This is a genomic window from Picosynechococcus sp. PCC 73109, from assembly GCF_001521855.1.
In the GTDB taxonomy this organism is placed as follows: Bacteria; Cyanobacteriota; Cyanobacteriia; order Cyanobacteriales; family MRBY01; genus MRBY01.
The window spans coordinates 2556914-2581601 of the sequence record NZ_CP013998.1 but is presented as its reverse complement, the minus strand read 5'-3'; the positions used below and the strand labels follow the sequence as shown (position 1 = coordinate 2581601).

The following is a 24688-nucleotide window of genomic DNA, read 5'->3' as shown; positions in this document are numbered from 1 at the left end:
TTTATTTACAACAAAAAATAGGGGGTCATAAAAATGCTCCCCCCGAAAAGTCAACTATTTAATCTGTTAATTTGAGATCCACAGGCACAACTAGGGTGCTAACGCATTACCCCGCAGCAGACTACCAATGGTTTTCGCGGTAATCTTCATCTGCTTAAGGGGATTAGCGGGGACAACGGTCTTATACAAGTAGCTGTCAAAGGTGAGCTTCTGCACATCGATGTCGGCACACATTTCCACAAAGGCTTCGCGGGTGGCATCGGAACGGTAGAAAACCCGCTGGAGAATGTCCAGGACGAGGTAAGTCGCACCGTACTGCTTATCCCAACGCTTCAGGTATTGCTTGAGATCAGCTTCGGTGGGAACGCGCTGACCATTGTTAGAAGCTTCGACGATCACCTCGGCACACATCCGCGCTGATTTGGCCGCAAAGTAAATGCCTTCACCAGAGGACTTGGTGACAGTACCGGCTGCATCACCAACGAGGGCGACACGACCGACAACGCGCCGGGGTCTGGGGTGTTCGGGAATGGGGTGGGCTTCTACTTTGATGATTTCGCCACCTTCGAGGCGTTTCGCCGCGCGGGCCCGGATGCCAGCTTGTAATTGCTTGATTTTGGCTTGGTTGACTTTCATGGTGCCAGTCCCAACAGCCACGTGGTCATATTTCGGGAAGACCCAAGCGTAGAAGTCAGGGGATACATCGTCACCGACATACATTTCGGCCAGTTCTTCGTAGTAGGCCATTTTGTCTTCGGGAAGACGGATTCGCTCCTGGAAGGCGATCGCATAGTTATAATCACCAGCATCGATGGCTTTGGCGACACGGGAGTTGGCCCCATCAGCACCAATCACCAGATCCACTTTCAGGGTTTTCATTTCCCCTTTCACTTCACCGTTGGAGTGGTCGGAGTAGTGGAGAACGTAGGGATCAGTGTTGTTGTTGGGAATTTCAAGCTTAAATACGGTGCCATTGATCAGCGTTGCGCCGAGGTCAGCGGCTCGGTTGCGCATGAAGCTATCCATCACTTCGCGGCGACACATCCCGATGTATTCGTCGTCCTTGAGGGTTTGACCAATGTTGACTTCGATATTGGAAGGGGAAATCATCTTCATTTTCCGCACACGACGGTCGATGATCTCTGGGGGTAAGTCAAATTCGTCAACCATACAGAGGGGAATCGCCCCACCGCAGGGTTTGGCATTGTCCAGTTTGCGCTCGAAAATGTAGGTTTCGATGCCAGCTTTAGCTAAGATTTCGGCGGCGGAAGAACCGGCTGGCCCTCCTCCCACAACAGCGACCCGTAGTACCAAGGCTTTGCTCCTCGTCTCGTGATGAACTATACGTTGGGCATGGTATCACGGACTATCTGGGGCGTGCAGGCGATCGCCAAGGTTTCAGAAAATCTCGCAATAGACCTTAACAAGTTTGTTAAAAAAGTTAATGTTGATCGCCCTAAAAGCAATCTTGATCCTAGGGAATCCTCTATCTTGGTGCTCTGGTTGCCCCGTTGAAAAATTTCAGGTTCAAAAATTTGGGGTTTCTTGGGCATCTTGGGGGAGTTTGCGACCTGTCACCCGAAAAGCAGCCACAAGGGTCGAGAGGGCGATCGCCCCCAGGGCAAAAGCATTCAGTCCTACCATGATCCTTGGCCCCCAGATCCGCCGCTGTAGATCCTGTAAAAAGGCTTGGTGGGAGCCGGCAAAAATTAAGATCCCCTCAACGCTGTGGGTAACTTCACCTTTTTGGGGGCCGGTAACCCGCGTAAATTCTTCTTTTTCGCCAATAATCACCACTTGTTGCCGAGGATTGAGAAAACGTAGATTTCGGTCTAGGGGCCAATTGCGCACTTTATAGGCGTCATCGTCCATGGCAATCTGAGCATCATCGAGATCGAACAGAATCCTTTGGGGCGTCCAAAGACCATTGTCATCTACATAGGCCAGATATTCATTGTTTCGACCCCGCACCGGGTTATCAGGGCTAGCCACCGCCACCACCGCCACAGGTTGGCCTGCTTCAATTTCCCGGAGAGTTGCCAAGGTCGTAATCGGTGGTAAATCAGCAGTGAATTGTAAGGTTTGCTTTGCTTGGTAAGCCCCTAGTAAATTAGCGCCCAAGAGGAGAATCAAAACACCAATTGCGGGCAAAAAACGCTGGGCAAAATTTTTAAACGTTTTGAAGCGCGGCAGACCGACCCGAAACAAACCAAAGGCGATCGCCACCACCCCACAGAAAATCAGAAGATTAATAAACATTGCAATCGAAACCACCTGCAATCACAGCTAAATGCCTTTAGGGTAGCGGCAAACGCTTTTTGGGGCTAAAAATGTCGGCAGTCTGGCCTAGGCAGCTAGGGAAAGGGGCTTACTTTTTTCCAAAATTTGCTGGTAGTAACTCTGTAATTGTGCCGTTGCTGCTGCCCAACCCCATTTTTCCGCTTCCTGGCGGGCTTGTACCCGGAGCATTTCCCGTTGGGTTGCATCCATCGCCAAGAGTTTTTGGGTTGCTTTTACGGCTCCGTCAGGATCTTGGGGGTCAAACATATAGCCATTTTCGCCATCGGTGACGATATCAGGAATGCCACCGGAATTAGCTGCCACCACCGGACAACCCGCCGCCATCGCTTCGAGGAGGACTAAGCCAAGGGTTTCTGTGCGAGACGGGAACACAAAAGCATCAGCAGAAGCAAAAGCAGACGCCAGTTCTAAACCCTGCAGATAACCGACAAAGTGGGTATTGGTACCCGCAAAATGGGCTTCTAGTTCAGCGCGGTAGGGGCCATCGCCAACGATCGCCAAGCGTGATCCAGGGATCGCTTCGAGGACGGGTTTAATTTGATCAATTTGTTTCTCCGCAGACACCCGCCCAACATAGAGCAGTAAGGGCGCTTCTGGATGTCCCTGGGAAAGGCGATCGCGCATCTTCTCAGACTTCAAACTGGGCTGGAACATCTCTGTATCTACGCCCCGCTGCCACAGATCCAGGTTTTTAATGCCATGGCTGCGGAGTTCTTCGACCATTGCCGTGGAGGTACAGAGGTTTAATTCCGCTTGGTTATGGGCCGCTTTGAGGAGTTCCCAGAGCAAGCCTTCGAGGGCACCGAGGCCGTAATGTTGGAGATATTGGGGCAGGTGGGTATGGTAGGAGGCGATCAGGGGAATGTGGAGTTTTTTCGCGAAGAAAATCCCCCCCAAGCCAAGGATTGCGGGGTTGACCACATGAATGAGATCCGGCTGAAATTCCTCTAGGGCACGCCCCACCGAAGGCCCAGGAAATGCCATTTTTAGTTCGGGATATAAGGGGAGAGGATTGCCTTTAACGCCGTAGACCACGGCTCCTTTATGTTCCCGTAGGCCACCGTCGGGACAAAATACCATTACTTGATCTCCGCTGCGTTGGAGATGATCTACGGTGTGGCGCAGTCTGGTGACAATCCCATCGACTTTCGGCAAAAAGGTTTCGGTAAACAGAGCTATACGCATGGCGATCGCAAACGAAGAAAATAGTTTGTCTGTAGGGTATCAGACGGGGTGACATTTCTTGACAATGGATCGCGGTTTTAAGGGGAGATTAAGGGGTTTCTGGAAGGTTGGGGGATAGCCCTAGATCCTCAGCATCAAATTCAAAGTATTGGTGAAATTTCGCGCTCACTTCGAGCCAATAGGAACGCCCCTCCTGCTGCCGTCGCCGTTTAATAAAGCCCTGGGCCAGCAGATCCTGGATGTGTTGGTAGGCACCGCTACCGCGCAATTCGATCAGTTCCGTTTGCAAAATTGGTGATTTTAAGGCGATCGCCGCCAGGGTTCTTTGGGCACCAATGCTTAACTCTGTGGGGATGAGATTCGTCACGAGGGCTTGAAAGCTTTCCCGCAGTTGCAGGCTAAATCCGGTGGGGGTTTCTACCACTTCAAGGGCGCTGTCCCGGTGGGCATAATCATCCATCAATTCCAAAAGGGCATCGGCCACCAGGTGCCGGGGTTGTCCAGCGGTATCGGCCAATTCTTCTAGGCTCAGGGGTTGGGCTTTGATGTAGAGAATTGCCTCTAGGGTCGTTGCAAGCTTCATGGGGGCAGACCAAACAAAATTACGGAAATAAAGGGTTTAAAGAAAATTTACTTGCGGAATTAAATAAAAATTATAAGATTCTAACAAGCACCTGAAAGTATGCCAAAAATATTGAATAATGGACTCTACAAAAATTTTGCCAATTGGATTTGTAATACCTGCATTACTTCTTTCAGCTTGTAGTGGCTTATCATCGCCTTCAGCAGCAGATGCTAGAAGGGTCTTAGAAAATCGTTTGAATACGACAAATACGCCAATCAGTATTGTTGAATTCGAGAAAACTAACGGCCAGTCTGGGGAGATGATGGGGATTGAACTTTATGCCTTAGAATTTGAGGCTCAACTCGCCTACCCAGAAGGCTGGAACACTGACTGTTTGGGTCGTTTATCTACTATAGAAGCTGTAACAAGTTGTTTAATGCCTGGCCGCCAGGTTAGACGAGAACCAGGAGAACAAGAAACTGCCACGGGGAAGGTCAATTTTGAAAAAACAGAAAATGGATGGCGAGGCAGTGTCTGGTTTGACAGCATGGATCATAATTCTACTTTTCCAGAGCCGTGAAGAGCCCTCTTTGCTACGACTCTCGCATAGAGGGAAGACAACAAGGCAAATGCAGTCCCCGAAATTTTCAATAACACCATTGGTTTTGATGACTTGTTGAGAATTTTGGGCTTTCTATCTGACGAAGAAATCTCTAAAAACCTATTGTTTCGTTGAAGTCAATTTAGTATGTGCTCGTCCCGGTTATTACCATGGAAATTGGATTTTAAAACTTTGGCGGTGGTGGGGCGTCAGTCCGTGTTGCCAGATGGCCTGGCGATGTTTTTGGGTGCCATAGCCTTTGTTATTAGCTAAATCATATTCAGGATAATGCTCTGCCAATTGAATAATGTCTTGATCCCGTTGCACTTTGGCGAGGATACTGGCGGCGGCGATCGCCTTTATTTTGCTGTCCCCTTGAATAATCGCCTGTTGTGGGTAAGGCAGTCGGGGAATAGTTTGGCGGCCATCAACAAAAATTTCCGTGGGTTTAATTTGTAATTTTTCAACAGCACGGGTCATCGCGAGAAACGTCGCCTGCAAAATATTAAGCTGGTCAATTTCGGCCACTGACGCCGAGGCGATCGCCCAGTCCGTTACCAGAGCCTGAATTTGGGGTACGAGGGTTTCTCGCCGTTTGGCCGACAGCTTTTTACTATCAGTAACGCCCAGCTCCCCCAGGGCTTGTTCCTGGGTTGTATTAACCACCACTACCGCGGCCACCACCGGCCCAAACAAACAGCCCCGGCCCACTTCATCAACGCCCGCCAGTAAAACCATGTCTAGGCTTGGGTGGACTGAGCTAATTGTTGGAGATTTTCCCAAGGAGCTAAGGAGCGTAGCGGTGCAAAACAGGAAGCCGTTTCTGCTTGGGGGAAATAGGTCAGCGGGTCGAGGGCGATCGCCTTTTCTAAACTCCGAAAAGCCCCTTGTTCATCACCGATCTGGGCCAAACAGCGGGCTTGGGCATACCAAGTTTCTGCATCGTCGGGGGCATCAATTAGGGCTTGGGTAAAGGCGGCGATCGCCGCTGGGTAATCCCCCAAACTTGCGAGGGTATTTCCCCGTTGGTACCAGGCCCAAAAATCATTGGGTTTCGCGTTGAGGGCTTGGTCGTAGCTGGCCAGGGCCGCTTCTGGTTTTCCCCAAGCTTGGAGGGCATCGCCTCGACGATACCAACACCAATAATCTCCAGGGCGAAATTCGAGGGCACGGTCATAGGCAGCCACAGCACGATCCTGACGGCCCAGGAGTCGCCAACATTCCCCTTGACGATAAATCGCCCAATAGTCGTTGGGTTGGGCGGCGAGGGCTTTTTCAAAACAGGCGATCGCCTGGGTGTAAACCTGGAGGACTTCCATGTAGAGGCAACCCTGGTCATACCAAGACCAATAGTTTTCTGGGCCAATGGCACAGGCCCGTTGGTAGGCGGCGATCGCCTCATCCACATGGCCTAATTTCTCATGGGCAATCGCCAGGTGATACCAGGCCCAATAGTCATTGGGATAATATTCCAGGGCGCGATGGTAGCAGAGCAACGCTTCATCGACATTGCCTTCGAGCCAGCGGAGTTGTCCCTGCTGATACCAACCTCTGTAACTGTCGGGACGGCATTCTAGGGGGCGATAGGTTGTGCGGGCTACGGTGAGTAAGTCTTCCATCCCAGGCAGTAATCTTGCGTTTTTTGGCAGATTAATAATTTTTCTATATCTAAGATAACGGATTTGTTAAGGTAATCTGAAGTCTAGATTTAACCTGCTTTGGGCGATTTTGCCCGGTTGAACGGGCCATTGGGACGGATTATTCGCGCCGACGTTTTGTTACAAATTTTACGATTTTTATGCTGCCCACGGATTTACTCATGCACCGTCGCCAGGGGGAGAGCCTCATCCCGAAATATTTAGCTCCCAACAAGCAGGCGATCGCCTTAGCTGAAACCTTAATAGACTGTTTTCAACGGTGTCAGGGGGAAGCGAAAAAAGTCCTCCAGGCGGAACTCCAGGAAATCGAAGGAGATAGCACCGATTTTAAAGTGCAGCGGGGTTTAGCCCACCTGTTGAAAAATCATTTCAGCACCTTTGAAATTGTCAGTCCCCTCGAACCCCAGATGTTGCGGGAAAAGGTATTTGCCCAGGCCGCTGTAACGATGCCAATTCCCGAACAACAATTCAAAATCCTGGAGGCGATCGCCACCGAACTTAGCCAAACCCCGGATCAATCCGTCACCCCCGCAGCCGTTGCCACGGGTCTCTATGCCGATTTACCCGAAAATCACATTCTCACGGAGTTTTCGGCTCCCACTCCCCAAACGTTAATCGACCGCTATAACCTCTCCCAAGTCCAGGGCATTTTTTACAAGGCGAGCCAGCTCATTATCCACGCCCACCGCAATGACCCAGGGGAATACAAGCTGCTGTTCCGCTACCTAAAGCTTTTTCAACTGATGACCTACATCGAAGGGGATGCGGACACGGGCTTTACAATCACCATCGATGGCCCCACCAGTTTATTTAAGGCCAGTACCCGCTATGGCTTGGCGATCGCCAAAATGATTCCGGCCTTGCTCCATGTGAGCAAATGGCAACTAGAGGCCCACCTGCAATACAAAGACACCTACAGCAACACCATGCGCCAGGGACAATTTAGCCTCGATGACAGTTGTAATCTCGTGAGCCACTATCCTCCCGGTAAACCCTACGACAGCATGCTCGAAGCTTCTTTCGTGAAAGGCTGGCAAAAGCTGAAAACCGAATGGCAACTTGAACGGGAAGTTGATTTGATCCCATTGCCGGGGAGTGTAATGATTCCCGATTTTCGTCTCGTGCATCCCGATGGCCAGGAATATCTTTTAGAAATTGTCGGTTATTGGCGACCGGAATATCTTCAGAAAAAATTCGCTCAGATTCGTCGTGCTGAACAACCCAATCTAATCATTGCCATTTCAGACCGTCTCAACCTTCAAAAAGCGGGCGTAAAATTCGACGATTTACCGAACCCAATTATTTGGTTTAAAAACAAACTGCCAGCTAAAAATATTTTGCAAATTATCGCATAAATTTCTATGTTGCTGACGCAATAAAAATGTCTAAATTCCTGACCTAATGAGCCTCTTAATGAATCATCGCCGCACGCGCCGTCCCCAATCATAGAGTTTTAGAAGCTATATTAGAAACGTTGTCATCTATGTCATAAAAATCAGCAAGATCACAAATGAGTTATTTAATTATTGGTGCGAGTCTTAATCCTGAAAGCCGCAGTCAAATTCTCGCAGAACAGGCACAATTACTGCTGCAAAATCAAGGAAAATCTGCCCAATGGCTGGATCTTAGAAAGCTTGATTTACCTTTTTGTGCCGGGAGAAGCACCTACGATCACCCAAGCCTGCCTCCATTGAATGAAATGGTGGCCGAAGCCGAGGGCATCATCGTCGCTACTCCTATTTACAATTACGATGTGAATGCTGCTCTCAAAAACTTCTTGGAACTCACTGGTCAGTCTTGGCAAGAAAAAACGGTGGGTTTTCTCTGTGCTGCGGGGGGCAAATCTAGCTATATGTCTGTGATGTCCTTTGCGAACAATTTGATGTTAGATTTCCGCTGTTTAATCGTGCCACGTTTTGTTTACGCGACGCGGGAAGCTTTTGCGGAAGGGAAAATTGTAGATGAAACAATTGAAACCCGGTTAGCAGAATTGGTACACGATTTGGTGCGAATCACAGAAGCCTTAAAGACCCAATAAACATAGTTCCTGACAACTGGAATGTAGCTAAAGGTTGAAGTTTATCTTTAATCCGATCACACCTTTAGCTAACCAAATTTCCAAGTTTATTTATTGTGGCGATCGCCTGCTATTCTGCACCCTAACAATGTCATAGATTTCAACAAGATCAACATGTCTTGATTGAATTCATTTGTGAATCGCAAACTAAAGAACAAACCTTAAAACTCAGCATTTAGAGGGGTACGGGGGAAAGGAATCACATCCCGAATATTACCCATGCCCGTTATAAATTGAACTAAGCGCTCAAAACCAAGACCAAAGCCCGCATGGGGAACAGTGCCAAACCGCCGTAGATCGAGATACCACCACAGATCTGCTGCTTCGATGTTCATCTCCTGAATGCGTCGTTCCAGCACATCGAGCCGTTCTTCCCGTTGGGAGCCGCCAATAATTTCGCCAATTTTTGGCGCGAGCACATCCATGGCCGCCACGGTTTTCTGGTCATCATTGAGGCGCATATAAAAAGCCTTAATGTCTTTTGGATAGTTGCTCACGATCAAGGGCTTTTTAAATAGGTCTTCGGCGAGATAGCGCTCATGTTCTGACTGGAGATCGATCCCCCATTCCACTGGAAATTCAAAGGTTTTATTGCTTTTTTCTAAAAGGGCGATCGCCTCGGTGTAGGTAATGCGGGCGAACTCATTCTCGATAATATTTTGAGCCGTGGCGAGGACAGAATTATCAATGCGCTTGTTGAAAAATTCCATGTCTTCAGGGCAAGCTTCCAACACATACTTGAAGATGTAGCGCAAAAATTCCTCGGCCAAATCCTGGTCGCCGACAATATCGCAAAAGGCCATCTCCGGTTCCACCATCCAAAACTCCGCCAAGTGCCTGGAAGTGTTGGAGTTTTCTGCCCGGAAGGTCGGCCCAAACGTATAAACATCTTTGAAAGCCATCGCCATCACTTCCGCTTCCAACTGACCGCTGACGGTGAGATAAGCCGGTCGCCCAAAGAAGTCTTCGGCATAGTCAACGGCTCCCTCTTTTGTCCGCTTCGGATTGGCCAGATCAAAATTGGTGACCGCAAACATTTCCCCGGCCCCCTCGCAATCACTGGCGGTAATAATCGGCGTGTGAGCCCAGATAAAGCCCCGTTCCTGGAAAAATTGGTGAATTGCGGTGGCACAGGCATTCCGCACCCGCATCACTGCCCCCATGGTGTTGGTCTTGCCCCGCAGGTGGCCGATAGTGCGCAAAAATTCAAAGCTATGGCGTTTTTTCTGGAGGGGATAGGTTTCCGGATCCGCTTCCCCGTGAACAGTGAGTTCTTTGGCCTGGAGTTCGATGCGTTGCCCCTTCCCCGGAGATTCCACCACTAGGCCCGTGGCTGTGACCGAAGCCCCTGTATTGAGCTTTTTAATGATGGCTTCGTAGTCGGCCAGATTGCCATCGATAATCACTTGGAGGCCATTCATCGTAGAGCCGTCGCTAATTTCAATAAAAGAAAATCCCTTTAATTCCCGTTTGGTTTTGACCCATCCCTCGGCGGTGATGGTGCTGTTGATGGCAGCGGTGTTGAGGATTTCCTTAATACGCATGGTCGTTGATCAAGTCTGAGGTAGAGGAACTGAAAACAAGTGCGCCCTTTATCTTATCGAGTTTGAGGGTTTCAGGGCAGAAATGGGGACGGTTTTGTAAAATCCATGGTGCGGCAGGTGCGTTGGCCAAACCAGCGGTAACGATTAGTCGCCACAAGCCGATAGAGCCAATCCCGGAAATTTTGCGGTAACGGTCGAGCCAAGGTGAACAGTTGCCAGGGGCCGCCCAGCCTTTGACAGATAGCTAAGCAAGCATCGGACGCATAATAGGTGTTCACTCCATCAAAATAGGCGATCGCCCAGTCTTCTGGATCTTCAGGGAGGGGTGGTAAATATTGCTGGGCCGTTTTCCCCTGGAGGGGGGCGAGATAAAACTTTTGGTCTGGGTCGATTTTAAGCATCAAATCCACAAAACCATTGCAAAGATTGCATTCCCCGTCAAAAAAAATAATCGGTTTTGCTTGATCAAACATTGAAGTATTTCGCAACGGGGTGGTAGGTAATGATCGCTGAAGTGGATTGTTCGGGATAAATTTGCTCACTTTCGTCCATGTACATGCCAATGCGGTCGGTTTTCAGGAGCTCTAACTGGGTGTATTGATCCAAAATATTCGGACAAGCCGGATAACCAAAACTGTAGCGAGAGCCTTGGTACCGCTGTTTCAACATATCTTTAATGTTGCCGGGTTCAGCATCCCCAAAGCCCAATTCCCATCGAATCCGAGCGTGACACCATTCTGCAAGGGCTTCCGCCGTTTGGACAGCGATGCCGTGGTAGTAGAGATAATCGGTGTATTCGTCGGCGGCAAAGAGTTTTCGGGCGTATTCCGTCGCAACTTCCCCCACGGTCACTGCCTGCATGGGAAATACATCTAAAACTCCCGATTCGGTAGACGCAAAGAAATCGGCAATGCACAGGCGTTTGCCGGATTTTTGCCGGGGAAATTCAAAGCGGGCTACTTCGCTAAGGGTCTGTTCGCTGACATATTCGTCGGGATCATAAATGATCAAGGTGTTGCCTTCCGATTGGCAGGGGAAATAACCATAAATCACTGTCGGATCAAGGATTTTTTCGGCGATCGCCTTTTGTTTCCATTGTTCTAAAAGCGGATGGACGGTGTCTTGAATGAACTGGTCATATTCCTCTTTAGATTGTTCTTTGGTTTTGCGGAATTGCCATTGACCCACAAATAATGCCTGAAGATCGAGATGCCAGAAAATTTCCTCTAGATCAATGTCTTCAGCCCGGAGAATTTTTGTCCCCCAGAAGGGAGGCCGGGGACGGGCGATATTATCCTCGACAAATTCAGAGCGACGGGTATCGATAACTTCTGGTTCTTGGGATTTGGTTTCTTCGACTGTAATTTCTTCGCCATCGCCGCTATAGGTGCGCTGGTTTGCCTCGGCATAGTCCCCTAGGAAACCATCAAAATCGTCCCATTGCTGCTCGGCCTTAGCGGGCATAAGTTTATCCATGAAATGGAGATCCGCGAAGGCATCTTTCCCGTAAATTACTTGTCCTTTGTAGGTATTTTGACAGTCTTGATAAACAAATTTTGGTGTGAGGGCCGCTCCCCCTAAAATCACGGGAACGGTAATGCCTTTTTCGTTAAAGGCTTCTAAATTGTCCTTCATAAAGGCAGTGGACTTTACCAACAACCCACTCATGGCAATACAATCTGCACCATTTTCTTCGTAGGCTTGGATAATGTTTTCAACGGGCTGTTTAATACCTAAATTAATCACTTTATAACCGTTATTGGACAGAATAATATCGACTAAATTCTTACCAATATCATGGACATCGCCCTTCACGGTGGCAATGATAAATGTGCCTTTGCCGCTATCATCACCCTCTTCTTTATCCATGTAGGGTTCGAGGAAAGCAACAGCAGCTTTCATGGTTTGGGCTGACTGCAAAACAAAGGGTAATTGCATTTGGCCAGAGCCGAACAGTTCACCAACAACTTTCATGCCGTCGAGCAGGAAAATATTAATAATATCAAGGGGTGGATATTGCTCCAGAGCTTCAGTTAAAGCCTCTTCTAAACCAAGTCGTTCGCCATCAATAATGTGCTGTTTTAAGCGTTCATTAACAGGCAGATTTTTATCAATGGCTTCGGATTTTTTCGCTTTTTTACCAGCAAATAATTCAGTGAGTTTTGTTAGCGGATCGTAGGTGCAAACTTCCCCCTCAAATTCGCGGCGATCGCCAATCAAATCGCGACAAATTTTGATATGCTCTGGATCAATTTTTGCCATCGGTAAAATCTTACTGGCGCTCACAATCGCTGAATCCATCCCCAACTGCATCGCATCATGCAAAAAGACAGAGTTCAACACCTGGCGCGCTGCCGGATTTAGGCCGAAGGAAATATTAGAAACCCCAAGGATAATGTGACAACCGGGCAATTCCTTGTGGATTCTTTCAATCGCGTCGAGGGTTGCCTGTCCGTTGTTTCTGTCTTCCTCAATCCCTGTGGAAATCGGTAAAGCCAAGGGATCAAAGAACACTTCATGGGCGGGAAGGCCATAGGCGATCGCCGCATCATAGGCACGTTTGGCAATCTCAAATTTCTTCTCGGCGGTGCGGGCCATTCCTTCTTCGTCGATGGTACCGATTACCACCCCGGCCCCGTATTTTTTCGCCAGGGAAAGCACCTGATAAAAACGCTCTTCGCCGTCTTCATAGTTGGTGGAATTGAGAATACATTTTCCGCCAGCCACCTTTAAACCAGCCTCCATTTTTTCCCATTCGGTGGAATCAAGCATCAAGGGCAGGGTGACGTTATTCACCAAGCGGGAAGCCAATTCATGCATATCGTGCACCCCGTCCCGCCCGACATAATCGACGTTCACATCGAGGACATGGGCACCTTCTTTTACCTGGGATTTGGCGAGGGACACCAGGCTGTCCCAATCTTCTTCGTTTAATAATGTGCGGCATTTTTTCGAGCCACTGGCATTTAAGCGCTCGCCAACAATTAAAAAGGAGTTGTCTTGGGTATAGGGTTGGGGACTATAGATCGAGGCCGCAGCGGGTTCATATTCAGGGTGACGCTCTTTTGGCGTGAGTTCAGCCGCAATTTCTGCTAAGGCTTGAATATGTTCGGGGCGCGTGCCGCAACAACCGCCGATCACCTGGACACCGAGATCCTCGACGAAGTGCATCATTGCCATCTTCATTTCGAGGGGGGTGAGCTTGTAGTGGGCCTGGCCGCCAACGTTTTCGGGCAATCCAGCGTTTGGGATACAAGACACGATGAAGGGGGAATGCTCCGACAAATATTTAACGTGTTCCTTCATCAGGTCGGGGCCAGTGGCACAGTTCAACCCTAAAATGTCGATCTTGTAGGGTTCGAGAATGGCAACGGCGGCGGCAATCTCAGTGCCCACCAGCATCGTGCCCATGGTTTCCATCGTCACCGAGACCATGATCGGCAGGCGATCGCCTTTTTTCGTGAAGGTGCGTTCAATGCCATTGAGGGCCGCTTTAATTTGCAATACATCCTGACAGGTTTCTACGAGCATCAGATCCGCGCCGCCATCATAGAGACCTTCGGCCTGTTCCGCAAAGGCATTTTCTAGGGTGTCGTAATCAATGTGGCCCAAGCTCGGTAATTTTGTCCCTGGCCCAATAGATCCGGCGACAAAACGGGGTTTTTCGGGAGTCGAAAATTCTGCCGTGACGCTTTTGGCGAGTTCTGCGGCCGCTTTATTCAACTCATAGGCTTGGTCAGCAAGGTCATATTCCGCGAGCACCACCGATGTACCACCAAAGGTATCCGTTTCGATTACATCGGCCCCAGCCGCCAGGAAAGCACGATGTACCGTCGCCACGGCTTCCGGCTTGGTTTTGACTAAATATTCATTACAGCCCTCATATTCGGCCCCCCCAAAATCTGCCGCCGTCAAATTCTGTACTTGCAGATTGGTGCCCATTGCCCCATCAAACACAAGGACAGGACGCTCAGGACTATGTAGGCGATCGAGGAAGGCACTTTTCATGGAGAAATGTTTCGGCGGTATTAGGATAAAAATAGATAATGGCGTCCTATATTTTAACCTGATTGCCCGGCCTGGGTTTGCTCATTTTCTCCAATTAATTGCGCAAAAGAGCTGCTGGAAGACTAATTTTCCAGACCTTCATCCAGCAACAATTGCAAAGTTTCCTACATCTCTGTTACGGAAGTCGTCGCTGTGCCAAAAGTTCTCACAACAATACTCGCACCAAGGTTGCCCAAAACCGTTGCTTCCCAAGGTGTTGCCCCAGCACAAAAACCTAGAACCCAAGCGGCGACCACCGTGTCCCCAGCGCCTGTAACATCGAAAACGTCAGTCTGATTGAAGGCTGGAATATATTCTTCCTGTAGTTGATTATCTACAGAATGGAAAAGGCTCATGCCATCTTCCCCACGGGTAATTAACATAAATTTCGCTTGAGTTTGCTCTAGAAGCGTTTGAGCCGCTTGATTGAGGGCAGTGGGGGTTTCGATGAGTTGTCCAACGGCCTGTTCTGCTTCTGGTAAGTTCGGTGTAAAAACCATCGCTCCCCGAAAACGGTGTAAATCCCTTTGGGCATCGACAATCACATGGGGGTGCTCAAGGGCAGCTTCAATAACAGCTGCGTTGAAAACACCATCCCCATAGTCAGAGCAGACCACCGCATCAACGTGGGGAATTTGACTGCGTATATAAGCGACTAATTGGCTTTGAATTTCGTGACTGGGGAGGGCGTCGGATTTACGGTCAATGCGGACAATTTGCTGGGTGACAGACTGGCGGGCATGGCCTGAGATTCGGGTTTTGGTAACGGTTGGACGCTGGGCTTCATGGATAATACCAGTGGTATCGATACCCGCAGCAGCAAAAATTCGGCAAAGGGCTTCTCCCTGGGAATCCTGGCCGACAATCCCAGCTACTTTAACCTGAGCACCAAGTTTTGCAAGATTGTAGGCAGCGTTGGCTCCACCGCCTGGAATTTGTTGGGTATGCTCATGGCGGAGGATTAACACTGGAGCTTCTCGAGATAGTCGCTCCACGGCACCTACCAAAAATTCATCGAGGGTTAAGTCGCCGATGACGAGCACTTTAACCCGCTGAAAATCAGCCAGACAGGCATTAAGGCGATCCTGGTGCGCCTGTAGTTTTTGGAAAAAAGCTGGGGTCATTGCAGGGATAAGTTAGGGAGTTTCATCGGGGGCGATCGCCTCAGTTTCAGTTGAAGCCTCCGGTGCTTTCGGGGTCGTACGCGCTGGGGCTGGCGGATTAGCCGGAGTCGAGTTTGTTGAATTGGTGGGGGCAGGTTGGGGTTTTGGCATAAACGCCGCACAAAAAGCAGGTTCGTATCTATAGTTCACGCTGACCCGGTAGTTGCTATTTTTCCCATCAAAACGGGCGTTACGAATATCTTGACTCGCTTGGTTATCCAAGGCATTTGTCCCAGAGCTTTGCACCAGGTTCCATTGGGAAGGACTACCTTCTGGGGACACGGTGACATTGTAAGTCGCGGTACCGCTAGCTTGGCTACTACAGGCCCCCTTGGGATAGTTTCCTGTCAGGCTACGATTGACTGCCGCTGTATTGCGGGCCGCCGTTTGGCTTGGGGGCGGTGTGTTGGCACTGGGTGTAGGAGGGCGGTTATTCGTATTATTCGTGCCACTATTACCGTTATTATTGCTACTGCCATTGTTATTGCGCAGTTCCCGTGGTTTAAGCAGATCGGCATCAAAGTACACTTCGCCCCTGTTGGGGTTATTGGTGCGGGGTTGGAGGGCGATCGCCGCTTCTTCCTCGAGTCGCCGTTGCCGTTCCACTAATTCCGGGTCGGGTTTGGTGGGAATCGTGAACTGTTGCTGTTGGCCAGAATTTCCATTGGGTCTGGGGGGTGTCAAGGTCGGTAAAGCACCCCGCTCTGTCTCTGTTGGTGCATTAGGAAGCTGGGAACTGGTCTGGTTCGGAACGTTCGGTGGTGGCGGTAAAAAGCTCATATTCCGGGGGGGCGGCGGTGGTGCAAACCCGGTATAGCTACTGGAGATTGGGGGTGGACTGAGGGGAATAAAGGAAAAACTATCTTGCCCTAAACTGGGAGCCATGGGTGTTGGTAGGGTATTGAGGCCAGTAATGTACGTCCCGTTGGGAGTCATTCCCTGACCATTTAAGCCAGACAAGTCCAAATTAAAATCTGGGCTCGCCTCGAAAATTGATAAATCTAAAGATGCTGTTGTCGAAGGGAGACGATTTTGCACCTCCGGGGGTAAATCCACCACCCTCACTACCGAACGCTCCTGGGACTCTGGGGGCGCATTGTCAAAGCTGGCCCACAGGGGAATCGTCGCTGCCGCCAACCCATGCAAGGCAATGGAACCGATGACGGCTGCTCCCTGGGGACGCCGGGCATAATCACCCAAATTTCTGAAGCTTTGGAAGAATTGGTCTCTGGGGCTAGCGAGGCTTTTGTCTAACATGAATCCAAAGGGGGCCGAGGGCAGATAGATGGCAAAAGATTGCTGTTCGATTCTAACTGATCACTCCAGCAAATTTGGCACAGAATCCATTCGCTAGAATGCCTTTAGAAATTCTTTCCAGGAGCAGCACTTTCCATGGCGAATCGCTTGGCCGACACCAAAAGTCTCTATCTCCGCAAACACGCGGATAATCCCATCGACTGGTGGTATTGGTGTGATGAGGCTTTGGCCCAGGCAAAGGCAGAAAATAAGCCCATTTTTCTCTCCATTGGTTATTCTTCCTGCCATTGGTGCACTGTGATGGAAGGGGAGGCGTTTTCTGATCCAGAAATTGCAGCTTATTTGAATACTCATTTCTTGCCGATTAAGGTGGATCGCGAGGAACGGCCAGACATCGACAGCATCTATATGCAGGCGTTGCAACTGATGACGGGCCAAGGGGGCTGGCCGTTGAATATTTTCCTGACGCCGACTGATTTGATGCCGTTTTATGGGGGTACCTATTTTCCTGTTTCCCCCCGGTATAATCGCCCTGGATTTTTGGATGTGCTGACGTCTCTGCGACGGTTCTTTGATGAGGAGCCGGAGAAACTCCAGGAGATTAAAACTGAAATTTTCACAATTTTAGACCGTTCTGCTCAACTGCCCCAGGGCCAAGCGCCCCTCGATCAAAATCTGTTTCTCAAAGGTCTAGAGCCTTGTACTGCCATTGTGGGCCGGGGTGATGCGGGGCCAAGTTTTCCGATGATCCCCTACGGGGCGATCGCCTTACAGGGAAGTCGTTTTACCTCGAATGCGCGCCATAACGGTTTGTTAGTGAGTACCAAACGGGGTTTAGACCTTGCCCTGGGGGGAATTTATGACCATGTGGGGGGCGGCTTCCATCGCTATACTGTCGATCCCCATTGGACGGTGCCCCATTTTGAAAAAATGCTCTATGACAACGGGCAAATCACTGAGTTTCTCACCAATCTGTGGGCGGAGGGGGTGACGGAGCCGGCCTTTAAAACGGCCCTAGAGGGAACCGTCGCTTGGCTCGCCCGGGAAATGACAGCCCCCCAAGGCTATTTTTACGCGGCTCAGGATGCCGATAGTTTTCTCGATGCCGGGCACCCAGAACCAGAAGAAGGCGCTTTCTATGTCTGGGATTATGACGAGCTCCAGACGCAACTCACTGCGGCACAATTTGCTGAATTGGAACAGGCATTTTTTATTGCGCCGGACGGTAATTTTGAGGGGAAAATTGTTTTAAAACGACGGCAATCCACAGCAATTTCGGAGAGCTTGCAAGGCATTCTTGATCAATTATTTACAGAGCGCTATGGTACGCCCCGGCAGACCCTCGATCAGTTTCCCCCCGCCCGCGATAACACCGAAGCAAAGGCAACAGCTTGGCCCGGCAGAATTCCGGCGGTTACAGATACGAAATTAATTGTGGCCTGGAATAGTTTGATGATTTCGGGATTGGCACGGATTTATGGGGTTTTGGGTCTCGAAAAAGCTTGGGAATTAGCCGTCAACTGTGTCAATTTTGTCCTCGAACACCAGTGGCAAGGGGGGCGTTTATATCGGCTAAATTTTGACGGGGAAGCAGACGGGATGGCCCAGTCGGAAGATTATGCTTTCCTCATCAAAGCTTTGTTGGATTTGCAGACTAATCACCCTGAGCAGACGCATTGGCTCGAAAAGGCGATCGCCCTCCAGACAGAATTCGATCAGCAGTTCTGGTCAACGGATTTGAAGGGGTATTTCAACAATCGCCAAAGTCCCGAACTCTTAATCCAAGAACGCAGTTACCAAGACAATGCCACCCCTGCGGCCAACGGCGTTGCCATCTGTAATTTGATGCGTCTTTTCTTGCTCACAGAAAACACCCAGTACCTCGACCGAGCCACGGATGCGTTGCAGGCCTTTGGGTCTGTGCTCGAAAAATCCCCGCAACAGTGCCCCACATTACTTTTAGCCCTGGATTGGTATTTGCATGGCACCATTGTGAAAGCGGAGTCGGCGCAACTGTTCAAGCTCAGAAAAACTCTGTTAAATACGGTGGTGCTCAAGCCTACCCAGGAGTTGCCAACGGGGAGTATCGCCCTCGTGTGTCAGGGGTTAAATTGCCTAGAACCGTGCCACAGCGAAAGCCAATTGACGACTCAACTGCAAGCCAGTTTACAGCGGTGAGGGGGGTGAATTAATCAACTTCGGTTACGCTGGATTTGCGATTCGATCTATATTCTTTCCATAAACGCCATGCCAGAGCATAGTCATTCTTCGCACCACTTGCCCCAAGATAATCGTCGGGAGGTACGGCGGGTGTTGTGGTTAACGCTGTGGCTGAACTTGCTCGTGATGACGTTAAAGGCTGTGGTCGGTTTGATCACAGGTTCCCTGAGTCTCCAGGCGGATGCTCTCCATAGTTTTACGGATAGTGCGAATAATGTACTGGGCTTATTTGCCAATAAGTTCTCTTCGCCGGAACCCGACCGAGATCACCCCTATGGCCACCAAAAGTTTGAAGCAGTCGGCGCTTTGGGGATTGGGATGTTTCTGGGGATTGCCTGCTTTGAAATTTTACAAGGGGCGATCACCAAATTAATTGCTGGGCAAAGTGAGATCAGCATCAGCCTGGGGGAACTGAGTTGGCTCATTGTCGTGCTGGGAATCAATATTTTTGTGGCATTCTATGAGCGGCGGGCAGGCCAACGGGTAGGCAGTGCGATTTTACTCGCCGATGCCAAACACACCATGAGCGATATTTGGGTGACGATCCTTGTGATGTTGGGTCTCTTAGGGGTCTGGCAAGCGAAGGTTTGGGGGCTGCCACAACTGCAATGGTTAGATGTGGTGCTGGCATTTCCCGTGGCCGCTTTAGTATTTAAAAGTGCCTGGGAAGTGCTCACTGATAATTTGCCCTGGTTAGTCGATGAAATGGCGATCGCCCCCGAAGCAATCCACAAACAAGTGATGACAATTCCTGGGGTGATTAACTGCCATGACATTGCATCACGGGGTTTGCGCGGTCGGCAAGTCTTTATTGAAATGCACCTTATTGCCGCCGCTGAGGATGTGGCCACTGCCCATGCCATTAGTGAACAGGTTGAACGCCATCTAGAACAAGTCTTTGCCCCAGCGAGGGTCACCGTTCACATCGAACCCAAAGCCTATAGCTCCGATCACATCGGCTTTGATGGCACCTCTTCTCACCCATAAAAAAGCCCCCACCAAAGGAGGCAATCCTTCCGTCAGGTATTGTGAAAATTCAGCTCTATTGCTGACGATTTTCCATTAAATTAGCCAGACGTTCGATGGCCGCCGTGAGGTTTTCTTGGGCCACAACTGCTGGATCGGGTGCAGGTGGCGGCGCGTCTATTTCTTCCATGGCTTTCGCTCGGTTAAATCGCCGTTGCATTTTTTCGATGGCCCGAATAACCAAGAAAATCGCAAATGCAATCACCAAAAAGTTAATTACAGCCGCCAAAAAAAGACCGTATTTAATGCCATTAAAAGACAATTCGCCCAGGGCATCTAAATTAGCTGCACTTAAGGCGGGTTGTAAGATCGCCGGCGTAATAATATCTGCAACTAAAGAATTGACAATTTGACCAAAGGCCCCGCCGATCACGACGGCCACTGCCAAATCAATCACATTTCCCCTCATGATGAAGGCTTGGAAATCACTCCAAAAACTACTTTTTTTTGCCATAAATGCTCATCCCTTAGTGATGGATTAAAAACGACAAACAAAGATAAAAATGTTATCGTCCCTATAAAGATAAGCGACCCGATCCAGCAAATCAATTTTCTTAACCAATTCTTAAAAAGAACCGGGGCGAAAAAGCAAAATCTAGCTGAAAACAAACCTTTAAATCAGCGCCGTCAACCGTCAAACAGTCGAAAATAAAATTACAAATTTTGTGCCCAACTTTACTTTAGGGCCGACAATCAATCACTTGTTGGCTATTTAGCCACCACTCCATAAACAATATACTTCACTGGCAAAAATTCACGAATAATGGCGTTGTAATATTTGTGTTACTTAATAGTGTTGCCGTTAATTTTTTATCTTAATTATACTTAAGAAGCCTGTTTTCTCAGTTGCCATCTACTAACTTCCTAATTTAATGAATAAAAGCACTGTGCTCTTGGCTCTAGGTCTTGCCGCGATGCTCTCCGGCACAGAGGCGATCGCCCAAAATCAGCCAGCAAAAACGATTACCGTGGGGGTTTATCAAAATGATCCCAAGGTTTTTATCGATTCAGGTGGGCGGCCCCGGGGCTTTTGGGTAGATATTACGAGTGACATTGGGCGTGTGGAAAATTGGGCAGTGACCTATGTTCCCTGTGAATGGAATCAATGTCTCCAACAAATTGAACAGGGGCAACTCGATTTGATGGTGGATGTCGCCTATTCCGACACGCGAGATGAAGTCTTTGATTTTAATACCATCATCGTTTTGTCAAGTTGGTCACAGATTTATGCACGACGAGGTGTTCATTTAGAGACGATTTTAGACCTCGACCAACGGAGAGTCAGCATCCTCGCCTCTGGGATTCAACAGGAAGTCCTCCGAGAAAGAATTAAAGCCTATGGCATTCAGCCAGAACTGGTGCCCATCGATAGTTATCCCGGGATGTTTGAGCAGTTAGAGACAGGGGAAGTTGATGCTGCCATTGTCAATAATTTTTTTGGGAATAAATTTAGTCCCGACTATCAAGTCAATAAAACCAATATTCTGTTTAATCCGGCCCGGTTACATTATGTCGTTCCCGAAGGCGATCCCAAGCAGCTCCTGCCTGGCATTGATCGGCAAATGAGTCGCCTCTTACAAGATCGTGATTCTGTCTATTATCAGGCGATCGCCCAATGGTTAGAGCCGCCCGAAAAATTTAATTGGATCAGCTTACAAAATTTTTTCTTTAGCCTAATTGTCTATCTACCATTTCTCTTTTTAGGATGGTTTATTCTCCGTAACTATAGCCTGAAAAAAGAAATTAAACGACGCAATCAAATTGAGACTAATCTCCTTGAAAGTCAACAGCGATACGCCAACCTCGCTAATACCGTTCCCATTGGGATCTTTCGCACTAATTTGCGTCATGAATGTATTTATGTCAACGATTACTATTGTAAACTGCTGGCAATTCAACCCGAAGAGGCTCTCCATAAAGGCTGGTTAGAAAAAGTCTATCCCGACGACATTGACTACGTTCGAGAACAATGGCTAAAATCTATTACTAACCAAGAACTATTTACCCTAGAATATCGATTTCAGCGCTCTGACGGTTCGATACTTTGGGTATATGGCCAGGGCACCGCTGAGCTTGATAGTAAGGGTGAACCCCAAGGCTATGTTGCGACCATTACCGACATCAGTACCCGGATCAAAATGGAGCAACAACTCAAACATGACGCCCTCCATGATCGTCTTACTGGCCTCGCCAATCGTAACCTACTAATTGAACGGCTCAACCTAGCCCTAAAACGTTATAAGCGATATCCCATCCATGAATTTGCAGCCCTGTTTTTAGACCTGGATAATTTCAAAGTAGTCAATGATAGTCTGGGCCATGTTGTTGGGGACGAATTACTCATCGAAGTCGCCCATTTACTCAAATCTTTTATTCGCGATACAGATTTAGCCGCCCGCCTAGGGGGAGATGAATTTGTCATTCTCCTAGAGGAAATTCACGGGGTAGAAGATGCTGTGCATATTGCCGATCGCATCCTCAATACATTGAATATGCCTTTCCAGATTTCTAACTACGGCGTTTTTATCACGACGAGTATTGGAATTATCATCGGTGACTCTCGCCATGAATCAGCCCAGGATCTGCTCCGGGATGCCGATATTGCCATGTACCGGGCCAAACAAAATGGGAAGTCACAGTACGCAATTTTTGATCCCCAGATGCACCTACAGGCGATGAAGCGTCTCCAATTAGAAGGGGAAATCAGATCTGCCATTGAAGAAAAGCAATTTGTTTTGTACTATCAGCCGATTATTAATTTAGAACAAGGCAACATTGAAGGGTTTGAAGCATTAATTCGGTGGCAACATCCCCAACGGGGTTTGTTATCCCCCTATGAATTTATTGATGTTGCCGAAGAAACAGGGCTCATTATTCCCCTTGGTGAATGGATTTTAGACGCGGCATGTCGTCAATTATTTGAGTGGCAACAAGCGTTTAAAACGCCCCTGAAAGTCCATGTCAATTTATCGGTTAAACAACTCCAAGATTCGCTGTTATTTTCACTGGATCGATTATTAGAACGCTATCCGGTTTTTCCTAACACCTTAGGATTAGAAATTACTGAGAGTATGCCAATTCAAAATATCGACATCACTTGTCGTTTGTTAAACCAAATTCGCCTCAAGGGAGTTTTTATTAGCGTTGATGATTTTGGCACGGGGTATTCTTGTTTAAGCTATTTACACCAGCTCCCCATTGATGCGCTAAAAATTGACCGGAGCTTTGTAAATATTTCTGAGTTGAATGACCGCAACCGGGTAATTGCAGAATCGATTCTCGCCCTTTCTAAATCCATTGGGATTAAAACTGTGGCAGAAGGTATCGAAACGAAACAGCAATACCAGTGGTTAAAGAGCCAGGATTGCCAGTTTGGTCAGGGTTATTTATTTTCTCGGCCTGTTTCTTTGGATCAAGCAACAGATTTGCTACAGGGTCACTCCTTCGAGGTGCTAGAGAAGTTGTGCTCTTCCTCGTAATGTTGCTCTGGGCAATTTCTTGGACAGGGTTTGCCGGAAATGTCAGACTAAAGGACAGTAACAAGTTTTGAGGTTTAGTTATGGAAATTCGCGGTAGTTCGCAAACGGCAGCGGCTTGGGCTGGTGAGGCGATCGCCTTGGGTTTTTTTGAAAGTGAAACGGTACTCACGGTACCCGAAAGTTTGACGGCCCTGGACGAACGCTTATCGGGGGTGATCTCGGAAGTAATCGTTGAAACGGAATTTAAAGGTAAATCCGGCGAGCTATCGGTGACCCGTCTTGGGAGTGGTGCGCCAATTAAGAAATTACTCTTGGTGGGTCTGGGCAATGCCGAGAAATGGAATAGTGCCGTCTTACGGAGTACCGCAGCGGCGATCGCCCGGGCTGTGAAAGGGGACAAAGCCATCACAACTTTGGGTTTGCAGTTGCCAGTGGCCGAAACTGAGGCGATCACAGCGCAAATGGTCACAGAAGGGATGTATCTGGGCTTTTATGAAGATAATCGCTTCAAATCAGAACAAAAAGACCCCCCAGCCCTCGAAGCTGTTGAAATCCTTGGCATTGGCGACCAACCAGCGGCGATCGCCTTGGGCACAAGTCTTTGTGAAGGGGTGATCTATGCGCGGGAATTGGTTAACGCTCCGGCTAACATTATTAACCCTGTGACCCTGGCCGCTTCCGTGGAAAGCCTCGCCAGCACCTACGGTATGGAACTGAATATCCTCGAAGAAGCAGACTGCGAAGCAGCAGGAATGGGATCTTTTCTTGGGGTGGCGGCGGCCTCGGATTTACCCCCAAAATTTATCCACCTCGTTTATAAACCCCCAGGCACACCCCGGAAGAAAGTGGCGATCGTCGGCAAAGGGTTAACCTTTGATTCTGGTGGCTATAACATCAAGCCCTCTGGCCCCAGCATCGCGATGATGAAAATGGACATGGGGGGCGCAGCGGCAACCTTTGGGGCGGCAAAGGCGATCGCCGAACTCAAACCCGATGTGGAAGTGCATTTCATTAGTGCGGCTACTGAAAATATGATCAGTGGTCGGGGGATGCGTCCGGGGGATATTCTCACGGCCTCCAACGGTAAAACCATCGAAGTGAACAACACCGATGCCGAAGGTCGCCTCACCCTCGCCGATGCCCTCGTTTATGCTGAAAAGCTAGAAGTTGATGCCATTGTGGACATTGCCACCTTGACCGGAGCCTGTGTCATTGCCTTGGGTGACGATATTTGTGGCCTGTGGAGTGACAATGATGATTTGGCCCAGGCGATCGCCACCGCATCAGAGAAAGCGGGCGAAAAATTCTGGCAGATGCCCCTCGAAGAAAAATACTTTGAAGGCTTAAAATCTCCCATCGCCGACATGAAAAACACCGGGCCACGGGAAGGCGGTTCGATTACGGCAGCGTTGTTCCTCAAGGAATTTGTCGAAAACACGCCCTGGGCACACCTCGATATTGCCGGGCCAGCCTGGTCAGAAAAAGACGCCGACATTTACAGCAAAGGCGGCACAGGGTTCCCGGTGCGTACCCTTGTGCATTGGGTACTGAGCTAATTTTTGCAT

20 protein-coding genes are annotated in these 24688 nt (G+C 49.0%); 8 read left to right on the top strand and 12 right to left on the bottom strand.

All coding sequences use genetic code 11. The features are described 5' to 3' along the window. Positions 1 to 90 precede the first annotated feature (90 nt). The gene (gene chlP, locus AWQ23_RS12350; protein WP_030007645.1) at positions 91 to 1314 is read right to left on the bottom strand and encodes a geranylgeranyl reductase; all 1224 of its coding nucleotides are present in this window, start codon (positions 1312 to 1314) and stop codon (positions 91 to 93) included. Between the two features lie 21 nt (positions 1315 to 1335). Between chlP and AWQ23_RS16220 the strand changes: the two genes are divergently transcribed. Beyond that, positions 1336 to 1515 (top strand): hypothetical protein, encoded by a 180-nt coding sequence (locus tag AWQ23_RS16220; RefSeq protein ID WP_143596766.1) that lies wholly within the window; start codon positions 1336 to 1338, stop codon positions 1513 to 1515. A 12-nt stretch (positions 1516 to 1527) separates the two neighbouring features. Here the strand turns inward: AWQ23_RS16220 and AWQ23_RS12345 are convergent, their stop codons facing one another. From AWQ23_RS12345 to scpB, 3 genes are all read right to left on the bottom strand, one after another. After that, positions 1528 to 2259 carry a hypothetical protein gene (locus AWQ23_RS12345; protein ID WP_062435882.1) on the bottom strand — a complete coding sequence of 244 codons (732 nt, stop codon included), beginning with the start codon at positions 2257 to 2259 and terminating at the stop codon, positions 1528 to 1530. 87 nt (positions 2260 to 2346) lie between these two features. Further along, entirely contained in the window at positions 2347 to 3486 is a 1140-nt protein-coding gene (locus tag AWQ23_RS12340) for a glycosyltransferase family 1 protein (protein ID WP_062435880.1), read from the bottom strand. Positions 3487 to 3574: 88 nt separating this feature from the next. Then, entirely contained in the window at positions 3575 to 4069 is a 495-nt protein-coding gene (scpB, locus tag AWQ23_RS12335; RefSeq protein ID WP_012308069.1) for an SMC-Scp complex subunit ScpB, read from the bottom strand. A gap of 118 nt (positions 4070 to 4187) precedes the next feature. Here scpB and AWQ23_RS16040 point away from each other — a divergent pair, with 118 nt between their 5' ends. Then, on the top strand, positions 4188 to 4631 hold the full coding sequence (locus AWQ23_RS16040; RefSeq protein ID WP_157072231.1) for a hypothetical protein: 444 nt from the start codon (positions 4188 to 4190) through the stop codon (positions 4629 to 4631). A gap of 186 nt (positions 4632 to 4817) precedes the next feature. Here AWQ23_RS16040 and AWQ23_RS12325 read toward each other — a convergent pair whose 3' ends face one another. Beyond that, positions 4818 to 5390, bottom strand: coding sequence for a ribonuclease HII (locus AWQ23_RS12325; RefSeq protein WP_062435876.1), 573 nt, complete (start codon positions 5388 to 5390; stop codon positions 4818 to 4820). A 2-nt stretch (positions 5391 to 5392) separates the two neighbouring features. After that, on the bottom strand, positions 5393 to 6271 hold the full coding sequence (locus AWQ23_RS12320) for a lipopolysaccharide assembly protein LapB (protein ID WP_062435874.1): 879 nt from the start codon (positions 6269 to 6271) through the stop codon (positions 5393 to 5395). A 179-nt stretch (positions 6272 to 6450) separates the two neighbouring features. Here AWQ23_RS12320 and AWQ23_RS12315 point away from each other — a divergent pair, with 179 nt between their 5' ends. Both AWQ23_RS12315 and AWQ23_RS12310 read left to right on the top strand, forming a co-directional pair. Next, a complete protein-coding gene (locus tag AWQ23_RS12315; RefSeq protein ID WP_062435872.1) occupies positions 6451 to 7665 on the top strand; it encodes a DUF790 family protein in 1215 nt (404 codons plus the stop codon). 155 nt (positions 7666 to 7820) lie between these two features. Next, positions 7821 to 8348, top strand: a complete 528-nt coding sequence (locus AWQ23_RS12310) for an NADPH-dependent FMN reductase (protein ID WP_030007651.1) — start codon at positions 7821 to 7823, stop codon at positions 8346 to 8348. A gap of 200 nt (positions 8349 to 8548) precedes the next feature. On the opposite strand, the gene asnS is transcribed toward AWQ23_RS12310, so the two are convergent. The 5 genes from asnS to AWQ23_RS12285 form a co-directional block, all read right to left on the bottom strand. Next, positions 8549 to 9931 carry an asparagine--tRNA ligase gene (gene asnS / locus AWQ23_RS12305; protein ID WP_062435870.1) on the bottom strand — a complete coding sequence of 461 codons (1383 nt, stop codon included), beginning with the start codon at positions 9929 to 9931 and terminating at the stop codon, positions 8549 to 8551. Between the two features lie 71 nt (positions 9932 to 10002). Then, on the bottom strand, positions 10003 to 10404 hold the full coding sequence (locus AWQ23_RS12300; RefSeq protein ID WP_062435868.1) for a thiol-disulfide oxidoreductase DCC family protein: 402 nt from the start codon (positions 10402 to 10404) through the stop codon (positions 10003 to 10005). Beyond that, a complete protein-coding gene (gene metH, locus AWQ23_RS12295; RefSeq protein ID WP_062435866.1) occupies positions 10397 to 13939 on the bottom strand; it encodes a methionine synthase in 3543 nt (1180 codons plus the stop codon). The genes AWQ23_RS12300 and metH overlap by 8 nt, the downstream gene beginning before the upstream one ends. Positions 13940 to 14103: 164 nt before the next feature. Further along, entirely contained in the window at positions 14104 to 15102 is a 999-nt protein-coding gene (locus AWQ23_RS12290) for a bifunctional heptose 7-phosphate kinase/heptose 1-phosphate adenyltransferase (RefSeq protein ID WP_062435864.1), read from the bottom strand. Positions 15103 to 15114: 12 nt separating this feature from the next. Then, positions 15115 to 16398, bottom strand: a complete 1284-nt coding sequence (locus AWQ23_RS12285) for a TonB family protein (protein WP_062435862.1) — start codon at positions 16396 to 16398, stop codon at positions 15115 to 15117. Between the two features lie 135 nt (positions 16399 to 16533). Here AWQ23_RS12285 and AWQ23_RS12280 point away from each other — a divergent pair, with 135 nt between their 5' ends. Together AWQ23_RS12280 and AWQ23_RS12275 are read left to right on the top strand one after the other, a co-directional pair. After that, positions 16534 to 18576, top strand: coding sequence for a thioredoxin domain-containing protein (locus AWQ23_RS12280; RefSeq protein ID WP_062435860.1), 2043 nt, complete (start codon positions 16534 to 16536; stop codon positions 18574 to 18576). A gap of 69 nt (positions 18577 to 18645) precedes the next feature. Next, positions 18646 to 19605, top strand: coding sequence for a cation diffusion facilitator family transporter (locus tag AWQ23_RS12275; RefSeq protein WP_062435858.1), 960 nt, complete (start codon positions 18646 to 18648; stop codon positions 19603 to 19605). Between the two features lie 55 nt (positions 19606 to 19660). Here AWQ23_RS12275 and mscL read toward each other — a convergent pair whose 3' ends face one another. Beyond that, the gene (gene mscL, locus AWQ23_RS12270) at positions 19661 to 20098 is read right to left on the bottom strand and encodes a large conductance mechanosensitive channel protein MscL (RefSeq protein ID WP_012308058.1); all 438 of its coding nucleotides are present in this window, start codon (positions 20096 to 20098) and stop codon (positions 19661 to 19663) included. Between the two features lie 418 nt (positions 20099 to 20516). Here mscL and AWQ23_RS12265 point away from each other — a divergent pair, with 418 nt between their 5' ends. Both AWQ23_RS12265 and AWQ23_RS12260 read left to right on the top strand, forming a co-directional pair. After that, the gene (locus tag AWQ23_RS12265; RefSeq protein ID WP_062435855.1) at positions 20517 to 23123 is read left to right on the top strand and encodes an EAL domain-containing protein; all 2607 of its coding nucleotides are present in this window, start codon (positions 20517 to 20519) and stop codon (positions 23121 to 23123) included. 80 nt (positions 23124 to 23203) lie between these two features. Beyond that, complete coding sequence (locus AWQ23_RS12260) at positions 23204 to 24679, top strand: leucyl aminopeptidase (RefSeq protein ID WP_062435852.1); 1476 nt, start codon at positions 23204 to 23206, stop codon at positions 24677 to 24679. The last annotated feature ends 9 nt before the right edge of the window (positions 24680 to 24688 follow it).

Excerpts from the sequence above, each read along its gene's own strand:
- AWQ23_RS16220 (WP_143596766.1), top strand. The coding sequence starts at position 1,336 with ATGAACTATACGTTGGGCATGGTATCACGGACTATCTGGGGCGTGCAG.
- AWQ23_RS12345 (WP_062435882.1), bottom strand. The coding sequence starts at position 2,259 with ATGTTTATTAATCTTCTGATTTTCTGTGGGGTGGTGGCGATCGCCTTT.
- AWQ23_RS12340 (WP_062435880.1), bottom strand. The coding sequence starts at position 3,486 with ATGCGTATAGCTCTGTTTACCGAAACCTTTTTGCCGAAAGTCGATGGG.
- scpB (WP_012308069.1), bottom strand. The coding sequence starts at position 4,069 with ATGAAGCTTGCAACGACCCTAGAGGCAATTCTCTACATCAAAGCCCAA.
- AWQ23_RS16040 (WP_157072231.1), top strand. The coding sequence starts at position 4,188 with ATGGACTCTACAAAAATTTTGCCAATTGGATTTGTAATACCTGCATTA.
- AWQ23_RS12325 (WP_062435876.1), bottom strand. The coding sequence starts at position 5,390 with ATGGTTTTACTGGCGGGCGTTGATGAAGTGGGCCGGGGCTGTTTGTTT.
- AWQ23_RS12320 (WP_062435874.1), bottom strand. The coding sequence starts at position 6,271 with ATGGAAGACTTACTCACCGTAGCCCGCACAACCTATCGCCCCCTAGAA.
- AWQ23_RS12315 (WP_062435872.1), top strand. The coding sequence starts at position 6,451 with ATGCTGCCCACGGATTTACTCATGCACCGTCGCCAGGGGGAGAGCCTC.
- AWQ23_RS12310 (WP_030007651.1), top strand. The coding sequence starts at position 7,821 with ATGAGTTATTTAATTATTGGTGCGAGTCTTAATCCTGAAAGCCGCAGT.
- asnS (WP_062435870.1), bottom strand. The coding sequence starts at position 9,931 with ATGCGTATTAAGGAAATCCTCAACACCGCTGCCATCAACAGCACCATC.
- AWQ23_RS12300 (WP_062435868.1), bottom strand. The coding sequence starts at position 10,404 with ATGTTTGATCAAGCAAAACCGATTATTTTTTTTGACGGGGAATGCAAT.
- metH (WP_062435866.1), bottom strand. The coding sequence starts at position 13,939 with ATGAAAAGTGCCTTCCTCGATCGCCTACATAGTCCTGAGCGTCCTGTC.
- AWQ23_RS12290 (WP_062435864.1), bottom strand. The coding sequence starts at position 15,102 with ATGACCCCAGCTTTTTTCCAAAAACTACAGGCGCACCAGGATCGCCTT.
- AWQ23_RS12285 (WP_062435862.1), bottom strand. The coding sequence starts at position 16,398 with ATGTTAGACAAAAGCCTCGCTAGCCCCAGAGACCAATTCTTCCAAAGC.
- AWQ23_RS12280 (WP_062435860.1), top strand. The coding sequence starts at position 16,534 with ATGGCGAATCGCTTGGCCGACACCAAAAGTCTCTATCTCCGCAAACAC.
- AWQ23_RS12275 (WP_062435858.1), top strand. The coding sequence starts at position 18,646 with ATGCCAGAGCATAGTCATTCTTCGCACCACTTGCCCCAAGATAATCGT.
- mscL (WP_012308058.1), bottom strand. The coding sequence starts at position 20,098 with ATGGCAAAAAAAAGTAGTTTTTGGAGTGATTTCCAAGCCTTCATCATG.
- AWQ23_RS12265 (WP_062435855.1), top strand. The coding sequence starts at position 20,517 with ATGAATAAAAGCACTGTGCTCTTGGCTCTAGGTCTTGCCGCGATGCTC.
- AWQ23_RS12260 (WP_062435852.1), top strand. The coding sequence starts at position 23,204 with ATGGAAATTCGCGGTAGTTCGCAAACGGCAGCGGCTTGGGCTGGTGAG.